At 64.2% G+C, this 16,294-nt stretch carries 9 protein-coding genes and 1 pseudogene; 4 read left to right on the top strand and 6 right to left on the bottom strand.

The genetic code is table 11. From position 1 onward, the window contains the following. Positions 1-4: 4 nt before the first annotated feature. Positions 5-1,285 (bottom strand): aminotransferase class V-fold PLP-dependent enzyme, encoded by a 1,281-nt coding sequence (locus LOY50_RS19200; protein ID WP_258688882.1) that lies wholly within the window; start codon positions 1,283-1,285, stop codon positions 5-7. Beyond that, positions 1,282-2,652 (bottom strand): pyoverdine-tailoring dipeptidase-like protein PvdM, encoded by a 1,371-nt coding sequence (gene pvdM, locus LOY50_RS19195; protein ID WP_258688881.1) that lies wholly within the window; start codon positions 2,650-2,652, stop codon positions 1,282-1,284. The genes LOY50_RS19200 and pvdM overlap by 4 nt, the downstream gene beginning before the upstream one ends. A gap of 405 nt (positions 2,653-3,057) precedes the next feature. On the opposite strand from pvdM, the gene LOY50_RS19190 reads away from it, so the two are divergent. Beyond that, positions 3,058-4,674, top strand: coding sequence for a PvdJ/PvdD/PvdP-like protein (locus LOY50_RS19190; RefSeq protein WP_258688880.1), 1,617 nt, complete (start codon positions 3,058-3,060; stop codon positions 4,672-4,674). A 424-nt stretch (positions 4,675-5,098) separates the two neighbouring features. Here LOY50_RS19190 and LOY50_RS19185 read toward each other — a convergent pair. The 4 genes and pseudogenes from LOY50_RS19185 to LOY50_RS19170 form a co-directional block, all read right to left on the bottom strand. After that, positions 5,099-5,245, bottom strand: a pseudogene (locus tag LOY50_RS19185) (DUF6124 family protein); the annotation flags it as partial. Between the two features lie 494 nt (positions 5,246-5,739). Continuing rightward, positions 5,740-7,134 carry an efflux transporter outer membrane subunit gene (locus LOY50_RS19180; protein ID WP_258688879.1) on the bottom strand — a complete coding sequence of 465 codons (1,395 nt, stop codon included), beginning with the start codon at positions 7,132-7,134 and terminating at the stop codon, positions 5,740-5,742. 10 nt (positions 7,135-7,144) lie between these two features. After that, positions 7,145-9,115 (bottom strand): MacB family efflux pump subunit, encoded by a 1,971-nt coding sequence (locus LOY50_RS19175; RefSeq protein WP_258688877.1) that lies wholly within the window; start codon positions 9,113-9,115, stop codon positions 7,145-7,147. Further along, positions 9,116-10,264: an efflux RND transporter periplasmic adaptor subunit gene (locus LOY50_RS19170; RefSeq protein WP_258688875.1), complete on the bottom strand. Its 1,149-nt coding sequence runs from the start codon at positions 10,262-10,264 to the stop codon at positions 9,116-9,118. Positions 10,265-10,691: 427 nt separating this feature from the next. On the opposite strand from LOY50_RS19170, the gene LOY50_RS19165 reads away from it, so the two are divergent. The 3 genes from LOY50_RS19165 to LOY50_RS19155 all read left to right on the top strand — a co-directional run bounded on the left by LOY50_RS19165 (position 10,692) and on the right by LOY50_RS19155 (position 16,186). Then, on the top strand, positions 10,692-11,174 hold the full coding sequence (locus LOY50_RS19165; RefSeq protein ID WP_309475791.1) for a sigma-70 family RNA polymerase sigma factor: 483 nt from the start codon (positions 10,692-10,694) through the stop codon (positions 11,172-11,174). Between the two features lie 145 nt (positions 11,175-11,319). After that, positions 11,320-12,654: a lysine N(6)-hydroxylase/L-ornithine N(5)-oxygenase family protein gene (locus LOY50_RS19160; RefSeq protein ID WP_258688874.1), complete on the top strand. Its 1,335-nt coding sequence runs from the start codon at positions 11,320-11,322 to the stop codon at positions 12,652-12,654. A gap of 319 nt (positions 12,655-12,973) precedes the next feature. Further along, positions 12,974-16,186, top strand: a complete 3,213-nt coding sequence (locus LOY50_RS19155) for a transporter substrate-binding domain-containing protein (RefSeq protein WP_258688873.1) — start codon at positions 12,974-12,976, stop codon at positions 16,184-16,186. Positions 16,187-16,294 lie beyond the last annotated feature (108 nt).

Genomic DNA, 16,294 nt, shown 5'->3' with positions numbered 1-16,294 from the left:
AGGTTCAGAGTGTCTTGCCCAGCAAGCCCATGAAGCGATCGATCTCGGCTTCGGTGTTGAGCAGCCCCGGCGCGGTGCGGACCACCGGCCCCGCATCGCGGTGCACGGCGTCGGCGATTACGCGGTTCTTCATCAGGTAGGCGGCGACCTCGTCGCTGTCGCGGCCCTTGACTCGGAAGAAGGTGAAACCGGCGGACAGGTCGGGGCTCAGCGGGGTGACCAGTTCGATCTGCGGCTGTGCCACCAGCTGTTTTTTCAAATAGCTGTTGAGGGCATGGATGCGCGCCTGCACCTCGGCCTTGCCCAGTTGCAGGTGCAACTTGAACGCCTCGTCCGCCGCCCAGCGATGCTCGAAGGCGTGGTAGCCACCCGGCGTCATGGTGGTGGAAAACGCCGTGGCCTCAGAGAACGTTGGAATGATCGGTGTGACGTACTTGAGCTCTTCGCTGCGGCTGCACACCAGGCCGGTGCCGCGCGGGCCGAACATCCACTTGTGGGTGCCGGCGATGAAAAAGTCGCAATTCATGGCGGGGAAGCTGAGGTCTTCGACGCCGAAACCGTGCACGCCGTCCACCACGTAAATGATCCGCTGCTCTTCGCTGCGGCCCTGGTTGTGCTTGTCCACCAGGGCGCCGATCTTGTCGATCGGCAGCTTCACGCCGCTGCCCGAATGCACCCAGGTCATGCCCAGCACCCGGGTTTCGGGGCGGATGTTGCGGTCGATGGCCGTGAGGATCTGTTCATGGCTGGCGTCGTGGGCCTTCTCGAACAGCTTGATCTTGCGCACCCGTGTGCCAGTCCGTTGGGTGCGCAGGTCGAGAATGGTGTGGGTGGCGTAGTGTTCGTGGACGGTGGTGAGGATTTCCTGGTCGGCCGCCACGTGGACGCCGCCGTAGATGATCGACAGGCCTTCGGTGGTGCTACCGGTGAGGGCGATCTGTTTCGGGCTCGCTTGCAGGTAGCGGCCGGCCCAGCTGCGGACGTTTTCCTCGCGTTCTTCGGTTACGCCCAGGTCCCAGTCCATCAACAGCCCCGGGTTTTTATCCAGGGCGGCGCGGTGCCGGTCGATGGCCTCGCGCACCGGGCGCGGGTGGGTGGTGACCAGGAAATTGGAGAAGTGCAGATAGTCCGGGTCCTGGTTGAACAACGAGCGCAGTTGCGCCCATTTGTCCTTCGGCAGCGGTGGCAGTGGAGCGGCACTGGCCGTGGCGGGCAGGCTGGCAGCGAGCGGCAGGCCGGCGGCGAGGATCCCGGCCTGCTTCAGGAAAGTGCGACGTTCATTCATGGCTGGACGGTCTTCTGGGTCGAGGCGAGGGCGGGGCGGGCGGCTTTCTGGACCTGGTCCCAGACCCGCAGGAAATTGCCGCCCCACAGTTTGGCGATGTCGGCTTCGGAGTAGCCGCGGGTCAGCAGTTCGGCGGTGACGTTGCGGATGTCGCCGACGTTCTCCCAGCCCTTCACACCGCCGCCTTCGTTGAAGTCCGAGCTGATGCCGACGTGGTCGATGCCGATCTTGCGCACGGTGTAGTCGATGGCATCGCCCAGGTCCTTGAGGCTGGCCTTGGGTTCCTCTTCGAGGATGCCGTAGAGCTGGCCGGCGTATTCGCCGAATTTCTGTTCCGGCCAGGCGGCGATGATCGGGTCGCCGGGCATCAGCGCCATCGCCAGGTTGGGCAGCGGCGACAGGTCGAAGCGTTCGCGCAGGGCGTTGAGCTTGTCCTGGGTCTTTTGCGTCAGCGGCCGCAGGTATTGGGAGAAACCGACGACCTGCACTACGCCGCCGCTGGCCTTGATCAGTTGCATTTCCTTGTCGCTGAGGTTGCGTGGAATGTCGACCATCGCCCGTGGCGCCGAATGGGAGGCCACCAGCGGCGTGCGGCTCAGTTGCGCGACTTGCTCCAGGGCCGGGGTCGACATTTGCGACACGTCGATGATCACGCCCAGGTCGTTCAGGCGCGTCACCGCTTGCTTGCCGATGTCCGACAGGCCGCCGAGGGCGTCGGGCGAATCGTTGAAGAACGGCAGCGGACGGGAGGAGTCGGCCCAGTCGTTGTTGCCGATGTAGCTGAAGCCGAACATGCGCATGCCTCGCGCGGTCCACAGGTCCAGCAGGCTCAGGTCATGGCCGAGGGGATAGGCGTTGAGCATACTGATGAAGATCGCGAACTTGCCTTCGCCGTGCAGGCGGCGGAAATCATCCGGGGTGTAGGCGATGGCGACCTGGTTGGGAAAGTCCCGGACCAGGCCGGTGATGATTTTGTAGCGCACCTCCTGCTGGTTGCGCGCTTCCTCGACGAAGCCGGCGGTGGGCTTGTGCGGGGCGTTGGGTCCGTTCCACAACTCCGGCCAGCCGAAGATCGTCAGGGCCGCGCCGGACAATTGCCCGCGGTTGGCTTTCACCAGGTCGAACTGGCCGCTGCCGTCCTTGTCGGCTTCGTTGCCGGCGGTGCCGAAGTCCAGTGGCACGGTGATGTGGCTGTCGAAGGACAGCAGGCGCTCGTGCAGTTCCCTGGCCTCTTTCATCACCTTGACTGGGTAGCCGGGGTTATCCCGCCACCAGTGGTCCCAAGCCGCGACGCCCGCACCCACGGTCAACGCCAGGGCCAGGGGCAGGCCGATGAAAAGAGCCTTTTTCGAACGTGGTGTTGTCATTGCCGATCTCAGTCAGGTTCGCCTTGGAAGGACAGGCGCGGGGGCCTTTGCTATCTGGGGAGAACGAGTGATCGGCGGGGAAATTTAGGTGTTCTCGGGGCCGCCATCGCGAGCAAGCTCGCTCCCACAGGGGACCGCATCCAATTCCACTGTGGGAGCAAAGCTTGCTCGCGAGGCGACCTTGCAGTTGACCTGTTTCTGCTGAATATACCCAGACCCCCTGTGGGAGCGAGCTTGCTCGCGATAGCGGCCTTGAAACCCACCCATCTCTTGCGAATGACTCAGATCCATTGTGGGAGCGAGCCTGCTCGCGATGAGGCCCTCACAACTGCCTATAAATTTGTCAGCCCACCCATCGTTCTAGCTTGGATAAAGCCCGCTCCAGGGCTGGACACAGGTAAGGCAATGACGATTTCTCGACGATGGTTCATGGCAGGCCTGGCGCTGACCGGTGCCGCCGTGCCTGCGGTGTATTACGGGCATCGCGAACTGACCCGGCCGGACCCGACCATCACCCCCGGCGAGGCCTCGTTCGACGTGGCTGACGTAGCGGGCCAGCGCCGCGCCGATACGTTGCGGGGCATCTGGACGCTCCGTTTCACCGGCCGTGACGCCGGTCTCGAAGGCTTGCCGCGGGACGATTTGCAACTATTCCTCGATATCGGCCACAGGGGCCGTGGCCTGGTGGGCTACCTCGACACCGCCGAACGCTTGCGTGGCGCCGAAGAGCCGCGTTACCGAGTGTTGGGCGACCTGGCCGGCACCGACCCGAAGCAACTGAGTTGGCGGCTGATGAGTGCTCGCCAGGACGCGCCGGACTATGAATGCATCATGACCCTGGACGAAGTCTGGGCCGGCTTCGGCAATGCCGGCAGCGCCACCCTCAGCGGTCGGGTGTTGCGCCTGGACCGTCCCATGGCGCTGCCTGAACAGGACAATCATTTCATCGCCCTCAAGCAACGCTTCCCCGAGGCCCGGGAGCGCACGCCGCTGAGCCCGCCGTTGCTGGCCTGGCTGGTGTCGCCCGAGCATCGGCTGTTCCACCAGCTCTGGCATGCCACGCGGGACAAATGGCACACCCTGGACGAGGACAAGCGCAATGCCCTGCGTGGCATTGGCTGGCAGCCCGGCCCGCGGGACCAGGAGCGTGATGCCCGCGGCCCGCGCAAGGATCGCAATGGCTCGGGTGTGGACTTCTTTTTCATGCACCGGCACATGCTCGGCACCGCCCGTTCGTTCCAGCCGCTGCCATCGTGGCCGCGCTTTCCCTTGCCGCAACCGGAGCTGGAACGCGATCGCCTTGGGTTCGCCCGCTACCTCGATAACCACGATGGCACGGCCTTGCCGCCGACCTGGCTGGCCGATGGCGACGCGCAGTACGCCCAGTGGGTCAGCGACATCAAGACCGCCGAGACCTACCACAGCAATTTCCAGGTCTGGGAATCGCGCTACCGCGACCCGCGCTACCTGGCGAAACTGACCTTGGGCCAGTTCGGTTCGGAAGTGGAATTGGGCCTGCACGACTGGTTGCACATGCGCTGGGCCTCGGTGCCGCGTGACCCTTCCAACGGTCACCCGGTGCCGTTCGCCCGCGACCCGGACGACTTCGCCCAGCGCTGGTTCGCCGCGGAAAACGACTTCCTCGGTGATCCGTTTTCCTCCCACGTGAGCCCGGTGTTCTGGGCCTTCCACGGCTGGATCGACGACCGCCTCGAAGACTGGTTCCGCGCCCACGAGCGTTTCCATCCGGGCGAAGTGAGCCGGCTCGACGTCAACGGCGTGCCCTGGTACGCCCCGGGTCGTTGGGTCGAAATCGCCGATCCCTGGCTGGGCCCGGACACCCACGGTTGCAGCACCACGCCGGGGTTGCAGGTTGGACGTTCGGTGGAGATGGACCCGGAAACCATGAAACTGGCCCTGCGCATCACCTTCGGCAGCGATGATAAAAAGCTCTCCGAACTGTTCCGCCGCGTGCCGCAGCGGCCGTGGTATGCGCGTAATCTAAAATCCAAACCGGTGTGAACCCTGGCCCGTACTGACCGAACCTGGGCTGTGTGAATGACTGCTTTTGTGGTGAGGGAGCTTGCTCCCGCTGGGCTGCGAAGCGGCCCCAATGGCCAGCACCTCAGTGGGTCAGATATTACTGATCGTTCCCACGCTCTGCGTGGGAATGCAGCCAGGGACGCTCCGCGTCCCAAAGGGCCGAACGCAGAGCGTCCGTAGAGGCATTCCCACGCGGAGCGTGGGAACGATCGAACCTGGGCTATATGGATGGCTGCTTTTGTGGCGAGGACGCTTGCTCCCGCTGGGCTGCACCCTGTAGGAGCTGCCGAAGGCTGCGATCTTTTGATCTTTTGCTTGGGATTCAAGCGTCAGGGGAAAGATCGCAGCCTCGTTGCACTCGTCAGCTCCTACGGGACGTAGCTCAGCACAATGACTCGGGCGCTTATCGCGGCGTAGCGATGTCCAGTGCGCGGTTCGCCAGCAACTCACTCAGCTCGACCATCTGCTGGATCCCCAGGGCAAAACTCCGTCGCGCGCCTTCCAAATCAAAGGCCAGTTCGTTGGCCATGGCATTGACCGAGGCGAGGGCGCGGTCGGCGGCTTCGTTGAGTTTTTTGGACTCGTCACCCTCGCTACCAAACGATTGGGTGGTGGCCGTACGCGGGTTGGTAGACCGGAGCACTAGGAACCCGGCGCGCCCGAAGACGCCCTGCGCACGGCCACCATGACACAGGCGCGAGAGAGCATCTGTAGAAGGTGGCGCTTGCGCCTAGTTGACTCGCGGGCTACCAAACCCGATCGCTGAAATCAGCGACCCGGAAACAGTAAAAGCCACGAGCCAAGCGCACAAGCCGGCGGATTCTGGCGTAGTTGTAGGCAATGACGCAAGGCAACGTAGCCTCGCTCGGGACTCCTACATGGCCGGATAAACAGAGCCAAAGCCGAACACCATTACTGATCGTTCCCACGCTCCGCGTGGGAACGCAGCCGGGGACGCTCCGCGTCCCAGAGAGCCGAACGCAGAGCGTCCGTAGAGGCATTCCCACGCGGAGCGTGGGAACGATCGAAAGATGAGCCTGGGGCCTACATCACCCGCCAACCCCCACCCAACGCCCTGTACAGCGCTACGCTCGCCTGCACCCGCGCCAATCGCAATTGCACGTTCATGTCCTGGGCGGCGAAGAGGGTGCGTTGGGTTTCCAGTACGGTGAGCAGGTCTTCGGCGCCGGCCTGGTAGCGGCGTTGGGCGATGTCGAAGGCGGTCTGGGCCTGGTGCAGTTCTTCGCTTTGCCATTGCCGTTGGCGGTCCAGGCCGTTGATGCCGTTCAGGGCTTTTTCGACGTCGGCGAAGCCGTTGATGATGGCGGCGCGGTACAGCTCGAGTAGTTCCTCCTGACGCGCGGTGGCTCGGTCGCGTTCGGCGCTCAGGCGGCCGTTGTTGAAGATTGGCGCGGCCAAACCGGCGCTGAGGTTGTAGAAGTTGTTGCGCAGCAATTGGTCGGCGATGTCGGCGCCAGTGCCCAGGCTCAGGCCCAGGGTCACGCTGGGCAGCATGGCGGCGCGGGCCACGGTGATGTCGGCCTGGGCGGCGGCGAGGCGGGCTTCGGCGGCGGCGATGTCCGGGCGGCGGCTCAGCAATTGGCTGGGCACGCCAGCGTCGATGGCCGGCCAGTGCAGGCGGTCGAAACTGTCGTCGTCGAGTGTGACCGACTGCACCGGTTGCCCCAGCAGCGTCGCCAGGGTGATCAACGCTTCCCGGGCTTGTTGCTGCACCTGGGGCAAGCGGCGTTGCTGGGCCGCCACCAGGCTTTTTTGCTGGGACAGTTCCAGGGCTGTGGCACTGCCGGCGTCGTAGCGGGTCTGCACCAGGTCGAGCACGCGTTGGGCGTTGCCCAGGTTCTGTTCGGCGATGCGCTGTTGCTCGCGCAGGGACAAGGCCTGGGTGTAGCTGTTGGCGACGCCGCTGAGCAGGGTCAACTCCACCGTCGCGCGGTCGAACTGGCTGGCCGCCAACGTCTTCAACGCACTGTCCCGGGCCGCCCGTTTGCCGCCCCAGAAATCCAGCTCATAAGTGGCACTGAGGTTGGCGTCGTAGTAATCGATGGTGCGGTTGTTCCGATCCACATCCAGCTGGCTGTAGCCCTTGCCCCGTAGCAATTCCTGGCGATTGCCGTTGAGCCCGGCCGTGACCGCTGGCAGCAACGGTGCGCCGGCGATCACGGCGCTGGCCTCGGCCTGGCGCACTCGGGCCATGGCCGCGGCCAGGTCGTGGCTGTCCAGGCGCGCCTGCTCGATCAAGCGGTTCAATTGCGGGCTGCCGAAGTGCGTCCACCATTGCTGGTTATCCGCCCGGGCGCTGGGTGTATCGAGGTTCTGCCAGGCCGGTGGCGGTTGGAGGCCGCTGTCCGGCGCCGACGCAGGGGTGGCGCAGGCCGCCAGCAACAGGCTGGCGGCCAGGAGGGTCAGGTGGACTTTCATAGCGTGGGGTTCATTCACTGGTAAGGGCCGCGACCGGGTCGAGGCGGGCGGCCTTGCGGGCCGGCATGAAACCGAAGACAACGCCGGTGACCAGCGCGCAACCGAAGGCGCCGAACACCGCCAACCATTCGAAGGCCACGGCGATCTTGCCCAGCAGCAACGCGCCGCCCACCAGCAGGGCCAGGCCGATACCGGTGACCCCACCGACCACCGAGAGCATCACCGCTTCGGTGAGAAACTGGCGCAGGATGTCGCGCTGGCGGGCGCCGGTGGCCATGCGGATGCCGATCTCGCGGGTCCGTTCACGCACGGTCATGAGCATAATGTTCATCACGCCGATGCCGCCCACCAGCAGCGAAATCGCCGCGATGGCGCCGAGCATCAGCGACAGCGTGCCCTGGGTGCGTGCTTCGGCCTGGATCATCGCGGCGTTGTTGGTCAGTTCGAAATCCTGCTTGCCGTCGTGCAGGCGCAACAGCGTCCGCGAGACGGCTTGCTCGGCCTGTTGGACTTTGCCTGCGTCCTTGGCGGCAATCACCACGTACTCGGGATGGCGCGTGCCGAACAGCCGCACGCTGGCGGCAGAGTAGGGCACCGCGACGCGGTTGTCGGCGTCTGAGTCCCCGGAGCTGGCGCCTTTCTCGGCCAGTACGCCGACCACTTGGAACGGCACGTTCTCGATCAGGATGTAGCGACCGATGGGGTCGGCGACATCCTTGAGCAGTTTCTGTCGGACCCTGTGGCCGATCACCGCCACCGCCGCCGCGCTGCGCTCGTCGGCCTCGCTGAAGTAGCTGCCCTGGGCCACCGGCCAATTGAAGATGATCGGGAAATTGGTGTCGTTGCCGCCGACGTAGCTGGTGTGGTCGAGGTTGCCGAAACGCACGCTGGCCTCGGCACCGTTGACCGGCATGATTCGCTGCACCTCGGGCAACGCGGCGAGGGCGGCCAGGTCGTATTCGCTGATAATGCCCTTGGTAGCGCGCGGTGTGGGCGCGATGCCGTTGAGGTAGATGATGTTCGAGCCGAAGGCGCCCATCTGGGCCATGACCTGGCGCTTGCTGCCTTCGCCCACGGCCAGCATGACCACTACCGAGGCCACGCCGATGACGATGCCCAGTAGCGTCAGGGCGGTGCGAAAACGATTGATCCACATCACCCGCCACGCCGCCTGTACCGCGTCCACCAGCTCACCTTTCCAGGCGCCGTTGTGTTCGCTACCGGCACTCAGGCGCTGGCGCAGGTCCACGGCTTGCAGTGCCTTTGGGTTGGCTGGCGCGTCGCTCGGCAAAGAGCTGGCGCTGTCGCTGATGATCAGCCCGTCGCGGATCTCGATGATGCGCTTGGCCCGGGCCGCCACTTCGCGGTCGTGGGTGATCAGGATGACCACGTGGCCCTGGCTCGCCAGTTCGTCGAGCAAGGCCATGACCTCGATGCCGCTCTGGCTGTCGAGGGCGCCAGTGGGTTCGTCGGCGAGGATGATGTGGCCGCCGTTCATCAAGGCCCGGGCAATCGACACGCGTTGCTGCTGGCCGCCGGACAATTGATGGGGGCGGTTGCCGGTGCGGCTGGCCAGGCCCAGGCGGTCGAGCAGGGCGCTGGCCCGGGTATGGCGCTCGGCGGCCGAGGTGCCGGCGTAGATGGCCGGCATCTCGACGTTTTCCTGGGCGGTGCCGGAGGGGATCAGGTGATAGCCCTGGAACACGAAGCCGAACGCTTCGCGCCGCAGCCAGGCCAGCTCATCACTGCCCAGGCCGGCGACGTCTTCGCCGGCGAAACGGTACTCGCCGCTGGTGGGGCGGTCGAGGCAGCCGAGGATGTTCATCAAGGTCGATTTGCCGGAGCCGGACGCGCCGACAATCGCCAGGAATTCCCCGGCGTGAATGGCCAAGTCGATGCCGCGCAGCACCTCCACCCGAGGACTGTCGCCACCGCCGTAGGCCTTGCGAATGTCCCGCAGTTCGATCAGGGGCGTGTTCATTCAGCCTCCGCTGCCGGTGGCCGGGCCGATCAGCACCCGGTCGCCTTCGCTCAGGCCGTCGACAATCTCGGTACGCAGTCGATCGCTGACGCCAGTGCGAACGGTGCGTGGCTGGACATCGCCATTGTCGGCCAGCACCCGTACCTGGCCGGCGTCCTGCAAGGCGGCGATGGGCACGGTCAGCACGTCCTTGGCTTGGGCGGCGACGAAAAACACCTGGGCGGTCATGTCGGTCATCAGCGCGCGGTCGGCGTTGTCCACATCCAGCAAGACGGTGTAGAGCACCACCCGCTCGCTGCCGCTGCGACCGCCCGTGGGGCTGCCGCCCTGGCTGGCTTCCAGCGGGCGTGGCGGCACCGGGAGGATCTGGCGAACGGTGCTGCTCCAGCGTCGGCTGCCGCCGGCCAGGGTGGTGAAGTAAGCGGTCATGCCCGGTTTGACGTGGCCGATGTCGGCTTCCGAGACTTCGGCCCAGACGGTCATCGGCGACAGGCGCGCGATGCGCAGGATCAATGGGGTTTGCTGCTGGGCGTTGAGGGTCTGGCCTTCCCGGGCACCGACGGCGACCACGGTGCCGCTCATCGGCGCATAGATGCGCGTATAGCCCAATTCAGCCTCGTCACTGCGCAGGCTGGCCTGGGCCTGGCGGATCTGGGCCTGGAACATGTCGATGCGCGCCTGGGTCGCCCGCACTTCGGCCTGGGCAGTCTGCACGTCTTCCTCGCGGGTGGCACCGCCGGCCTTGAGCTGTTGCTGGCGGCGGGATTTCTGCTGCGCCAGGTCATGCTGGGCGCGCTGTTCCTGGAGCTGGGCCTTGAGGTTCTCGATTGAAAAACGCCCGGCGTCGAGCCGGGCTTTTTGCGTGGACGGGTCGATTTCCACCAGCAACTGGCCTTCGCGCACCTCGTCGCCGGCTTCCACATGAATCTTCTGGATCTGCCCGGACGCCTGGGCGCCGACGTCGACATAACGCCGTGGTTGCAGGGTGCCCAGGGCGGTGACGCTGTTTTCGATATCGCCACGGGTGACGGGCGCGGTGACCAGGGGCGCACGGCTTGGCGCCACCGCTTGCCACGCGGCGAAGGCCACGGCCGGAAGCAGGGCGAAGGTGAGAAGCCAGGCGCGTCGGGTAGGGCGGGGACGTTTCATGCAGGGTTCCGGCCGGTGATATCGGGCCCGTCCGAGGAAGGGCAGGGACGGGAGGCTGTCCTGGTAAACGAGCGTTCCGGGCGGGAATTTACTGCTGTGAAACACTTACTGTAGGAGCTGCCGAGCGAAGCGAGGCTGCGATCTTTTGATCTTTCGCTTTGAACTCAATTGGCAGCGGAAAGATCGCAGCCTCGCTTCGCTCGACAGCTCCTACAGAGTCCAGCGGGAGCAAGCTCCCTCGCCACAAAAGCGGCCCTGGCACCCCATTTATCTGAACGAATCAGTCCTGATACAAACCAAAGCTTTAAATCTATATGAGAATTACTATAAATTACGCGATCGAATCTGCCACTATCGTGCCATTGCCTGTCCCGGGCATGCCGAGTGGGCACAGGGATAGCGGTCGCAGCCATTGCGCATGGGAGTCATGTTGGAAAACTACTATCGCGAGCTGGTGTGTTTCCTGAACGCCAGGCTAGGCAACCGTCAGGCGGCCGAGGATGTGGTGCATGACGCCTATGTGCGGGTGCTGGAGCGTGCCAGCGACGTCCCCATCGAGCAACCGCGGGCGTTTCTCTACCGCACGGCGCTGAACCTGGTGATCGACGGGCATCGGCGCAATACCCTGCGCCAGGTCGAATCCCTGGAGGTGCTGGACAGCGAAGAGCGCTTCTTCACCCCGTCGCCCCATTCCAGCCTCGACCATGGCCAGCGCCTGGACATGCTCCAGCGTGCCTTGGCCGAGCTGCCACCGCTGTGCCGCGAGAGCTTCCTGCTGCGCAAGCTCGAAGGCTTGTCCCACCCGCAAATCGCCGAGCGCCTGGGCATTTCCCGGGCGCTGGTGGAAAAACACATCGTCAACGCCATGAAGCACTGCCGCGTTCGCGTGCGGCAGTGGGACGCGCATTAATCTGCCCACGCCGGTCGCCTCGCGGTAAATTTTTTTTCATTGTCCTCGTTCCTCTCAACACACGACTTGTTGGCCCCTTAAACGCTGGGCAGGTCACCCCAGGCTTTTTGCGCCCTGTTGAGGGCTTTTCCAGAGGACACTGGACATGACACAGGCAATTGCATCGCCCATCGTTCACGACTTGATCGGCATCGGTTTCGGCCCCTCGAACCTGGCGCTGGCCATCGCGCTGCAGGAGCGCGGGCCGGTCCAGGGTGAACTGGACGTGCTGTTCCTCGACAAGCAGGCCGACTACCGCTGGCACGGCAACACCCTGGTGACCCAGAGCGAGTTGCAGATTTCCTTCCTCAAGGACCTGGTGACCCTGCGCAACCCCACCAGCCCGTATTCGTTCGTCAATTACCTCAAGCACCACGGTCGCCTGGTGGATTTCATCAACCTCGGCACCTTCTACCCGTGCCGCATGGAGTACAACGACTACCTGCGCTGGGTGGCCGGGCATTTCACCGAGCAGAGTCGCTATGGCGAAGAAGTGCTGCGCATCGAGCCGGTGTTGCACAACCAGCAGGTCGAAGCGCTGCGGGTGATTTCCCGCGATGCCCAGGGCGAAGAGTTCGTCCGCACCACCCGTGCGCTGGTGGTCAGTGCCGGCGGTACGGCGCGCATCCCCGAGGCGTTCAAGGCCTTCAAGGATGACGCGCGGGTGTTCCACCATTCCCAGTACCTGGAACGCATGGCCGGCCAACCATGCGTGAAGGGCCAGCCGATGAACATCGCCATCATCGGCGGTGGGCAGAGCGCGGCGGAGGCTTTCATCGACCTCAACGACAGCTTCCCTTCGGTGCAGGTCGACATGATCCTGCGCGGCTCGGCCCTCAAGCCGGCGGATGACAGCCCATTCGTCAACGAAGTGTTCTCGCCGGAGTTCACCGACCTGGTGTTCCAGCAACCCCACAGCGAGCGCGAGCGCCTGGTCAACGAATACCACAACACCAACTATTCGGTGGTGGACATCGACCTGATCGAACGCATCTACGGGATTTTCTATCGCCAGAAAGTCTCTGGCATCGCCCGTCATGCGTTCCGCACCCTCACGACGGTGGAGAAGGCCACGGCCACCGCCACCGGCGTGGAACTGGCGGTGCGCAACAACGCCACGGGCGAATTGACTGTGCGCCGCTATGACGCCGTGGTGCTGGCCACCGGTTACGAACGGCAGATGCACCGCACCCTGCTGGAGCCGCTGGCGCAATACCTGGGAGATTTCGAGGTGGATCGCAACTACAAGCTGATCACCGACGAGCGCTGCAAGGCGGCGATCTACATGCAGGGCTTCTGCCAGGCCAGCCATGGCCTGAGCGACACCTTGCTGTCGATCCTGCCGGTGCGTGCCGATGAAATCGCCGGCTCGCTGTATGAGCACGGGAAGCATCGCGGGCAGGCGCGCCCGGTGCCTGATTTGCGGTTGGCCGCTGTGTAGGAGCTGTGTAGGAGCTGTCGAGCGAAGCGAGGCTGCGATCTTTCCCCAAACACTTGAGTCCCAAGTGAAAGATCAAAAGATCAAAAGATCAAAAGATCGCAGTCTCGCTTCGCTCGACAGCTCCTACAAAACAACCGCAAGCCAGTCAGGAAATTCTTCAGAAATTTCCTACACTCACTTCACAGCCTCCTGCTGTTTGAAAGGCTCGGTTCGCTGTTCCCTCGTATTGGCAGTCTGAACCCCTCAGCCGGTCCACCCTGACTGAATGTGCAGTCGGTGTGAGCCGGGCCGACTACGCCAAGCGAAACACCCTGACCAGATGATTTTGCTTTTACGCACAGGCCTGGTGGCGCTGTTGCTGGGTTCATTGAGTGTGGTGCCACCGGTGGACGCGGCCCCCGAGGCGCTGCAGGTGCTCGGGCGCTCCAATGTGAGCGATTATTCGGTGTCCCTGGACGATGCCGACTGGACCTGGCTGCGCCAAAAGGGCACGTTGCAGCTGGGTGCCTCGGCGCCGGACTACGCGCCGTTCAGCATCACTGGCAATGGTCGCGACTATGAAGGCCTGACCGCTGACTATGCGCAATTGCTCGGGCAACTCCTGCACGTCAAGGTGCAGGTCCAGCGCTACCCATCCCGTGCCGAATCGCTCCAGGCCCTGCGCGGCGGCGAGATCGATATGCTCGGCACCGCCAACGGCTTCGAAGCCGCCGATCCGGACCTGGCGATGTCCCAGGCCTATGCCGATGACCTGCCCACCCTCGTGGCCCGCATCGACGACAGCCAGGATTTGCCCAGCGACCTGGCGGGCAAGCGCGTGGCGATGCTGTATCACTACTTGCCGCCGGAAACGGTCGAGGCGTTTTATCCCGAGGCTTCCTTGCAGCTGTTCCCCTCGACCTTGAGCGCCATCGGCGCCGTGGCGTTTGGTCAGGCCGACGTTTATCTGGGGGATTCGATCAGTTCCAACTACCTGATCAGCAAGAATTACCTGAACAATATTCAACTGGCCGATTTCTCGCGCATGGAAGTGCAGCCGTTCGCCTTCGCGGTCAGCCGCGACAACGCGCGCCTGTTGCGCATTATCAACGCCGCGCTGCAAGCCATCCCCGCCAGCGAACACATGAGCATCCTGAGGCGCTGGAGTGCCGGCGGCGCGAGCATGCCGGGTCAGCAGGCGCTGCACTTCAGCGTCAAGGAGCAGCGCTGGCTGGATGCCCACCCACGGATCAAGGTCGCCGCCAACGAAAACTTCCTGCCGCTGACGTTCTTCGATGAGCAAGGCCATTTGCGCGGCATCGGCGCCGATGTCCTGGCGAGGATCAGCTTGCGCACCGGTTTGAAATTCGATGTGCAGCGTGGCGGTTCGGTTGACGATTTGATCGGGCAGATCAAGAGCGGCAAGGCCGATGTCCTGGCGACCGCCATACCCAGTACCGAACTTGAAGACGAGTTGCGCTTTACCCGACCGTACCTGACGAATCCGTTCGTGCTGGTGGTGCCCGCTCGGGCCAAGGGCCCGCTAACCCTGGACCAGATGGCCGGCAAGCGCCTGGCGCTGGTGCGCGGCAACGTGTTGCGCGAGTTCCTGCTGGAGCAGTTCCCCCGCGTGCAGTTGGTGACGGCACAAAACACCGCCGACGCCATGGCCATGGTCGCCGCCGGCACGGCGGACGCTGCGGTCAATCCGCTGATCAGTGCCCGCTACATGATCTCCCGCCAGTACCGCGACAAGCTGCAGGTCACCAGTACCGTCGGCACCTTGCCCGCGCGCGTTGCGTTGGCAACGAACCGGGGCGCATTGGAGCTCTACTCGATTCTCGACAAGGCGCTGTTGAGCATTTCTCCCGAAGAGATGGACGAGTTGACCAACCGCTGGCGCAGCGAGGTGGTGATCGACGACAGTTACTGGCTGCGCAACCGCACCACGATTCTCCAGGGGTTCACCGTCGCTGCGCTGCTGTTGCTGGTGACCTTGGGCTGGGTCATTTACTTGCGGCGCCTGCTGGAGCAATTGCGCGTCGCCAAGGAAAGCGCCGACGACGCCAACCGGGCCAAGACCACCTTCGTGGCGACCATGAGCCATGAGATCCGCACACCGATGAACGCGGTGATCGGCCTTCTGGAACTGGCCCTGAAAAAAGCCGACCAAGGCATCGTGGACCGGTTCGCCATCGAGGTCGCGTCGGGGGCCGCCCATGGCATGCTGGACTTGATCGGCGACATCCTCGACATCGCCCGCATCGAGTCGGGCAAGCTGTCGCTGGTACCGCAACGGGCCAATCTGCGCGAATTGACCGAGTCGGTGGCGCGGATTTTCGAGGGCCTGGCCCGGCAGAAACACCTGCGCCTGCAACGGGCACTGGACGCCGAGGTCAATCGTGACGTGTTGATCGACCCGTTGCGCTTCAAGCAGATCGTCTCGAACCTGTTGAGCAACGCCATCAAGTTCACCGACCAGGGCGAGGTGCGCCTGAGTGTGCGCGGCGAGCCGGACATTGAACACGGGCGCCTGGGCATTTGCCTGCGAGTCGAGGACACCGGCTGCGGGATTTCGCCTGAGGACCAGCGCCGCCTGTTCAGCCCCTTTACCCAGGCCAGCCACACGACCCAGTCGGCGCGCAGCGGTTCCGGGCTGGGGCTGGTCATCAGCCGCACCTTGTGCGAAATGATGGGCGGCACCCTGACGTTGCGCAGCGTGGCGGGGGCGGGCACGCAGGTCGAGATCCTGCTGGACCTGCCCCTGCTCGATGCCTTGCCGACCGCGCCACCTGTCGAGGCCGAGGCGCTGGTACCAGGCCGGGCGCTGAGTATCCTGGTGGTCGATGACTACCCGGCCAATCGCTTGCTGCTGTCCAAGCAACTGGGCTACCTGGGCCATCGTGTCCAGGAGGCACAGAACGGTGTCGAAGGTCTGCACGCCTGGCGCAACGAACACTTCGATGTGGTCATCACCGACTGCAACATGCCCTTGATGAGCGGCTACGAACTCGCGCGGGCCATTCGCGACGAAGAGCGTGCGCAAAACCTGTCGCCCGGGGTGATCCTGGGGTTCACGGCCAACGCCCAGCCTGAGGAAAAGGACCGCTGTGCCGAGGCCGGGATGGACGATTGCCTGTTCAAACCCCTCAGCCTTCGGGAGCTTAACGCGTGCCTGGCTTCGGTCACGCCGGACGTGGGGGCGCCTCAGCCCGACGATGAAATCGACTTGACTAGCCTGGAACAACTGACCGGCGGCGACACGACCGCCATCAGGGCACTGCTGGAGGAACTGGTCAGCAGCAATGCCGACGATCAAGCGCGACTGTTGCACCTGTCCAGCCGACAAGACTTGCCGGGCCTGGCGGACCTGGCGCACCGGATCAAGGGTGGGGCGCGGATCGTCCAGGCGCAACGCCTGATCGCCGCCTGCGAGGCGCTGGAAAGCGCTTGTCGGGGCGGCGATACGTTGCTGCTCGCCCAAGCCGTGGAAGATATTCGCCAAGCCATCGAGCACCTGGCGGAACAACTGAAGACCTACATGGAGGAGTAGGAGCTGTAGGAGCTGACGAGTGCAACGAGGCTGCGATCTTTCCCCAGACACTTGAGTCCCAAGCGAAAGATCAAAGATCAAAAGATCGCAGGCTTCGCCAGCTCCTAC

Origin of the sequence: Pseudomonas sp. B21-010, from assembly GCF_024749325.1 — a bacterium.
GTDB lineage: Bacteria > Pseudomonadota > Gammaproteobacteria > Pseudomonadales > Pseudomonadaceae > Aquipseudomonas > Aquipseudomonas kilonensis.
Note: the sequence above shows the minus strand (reverse complement) of the source record. Positions and strands in the feature narration are given on the sequence as shown.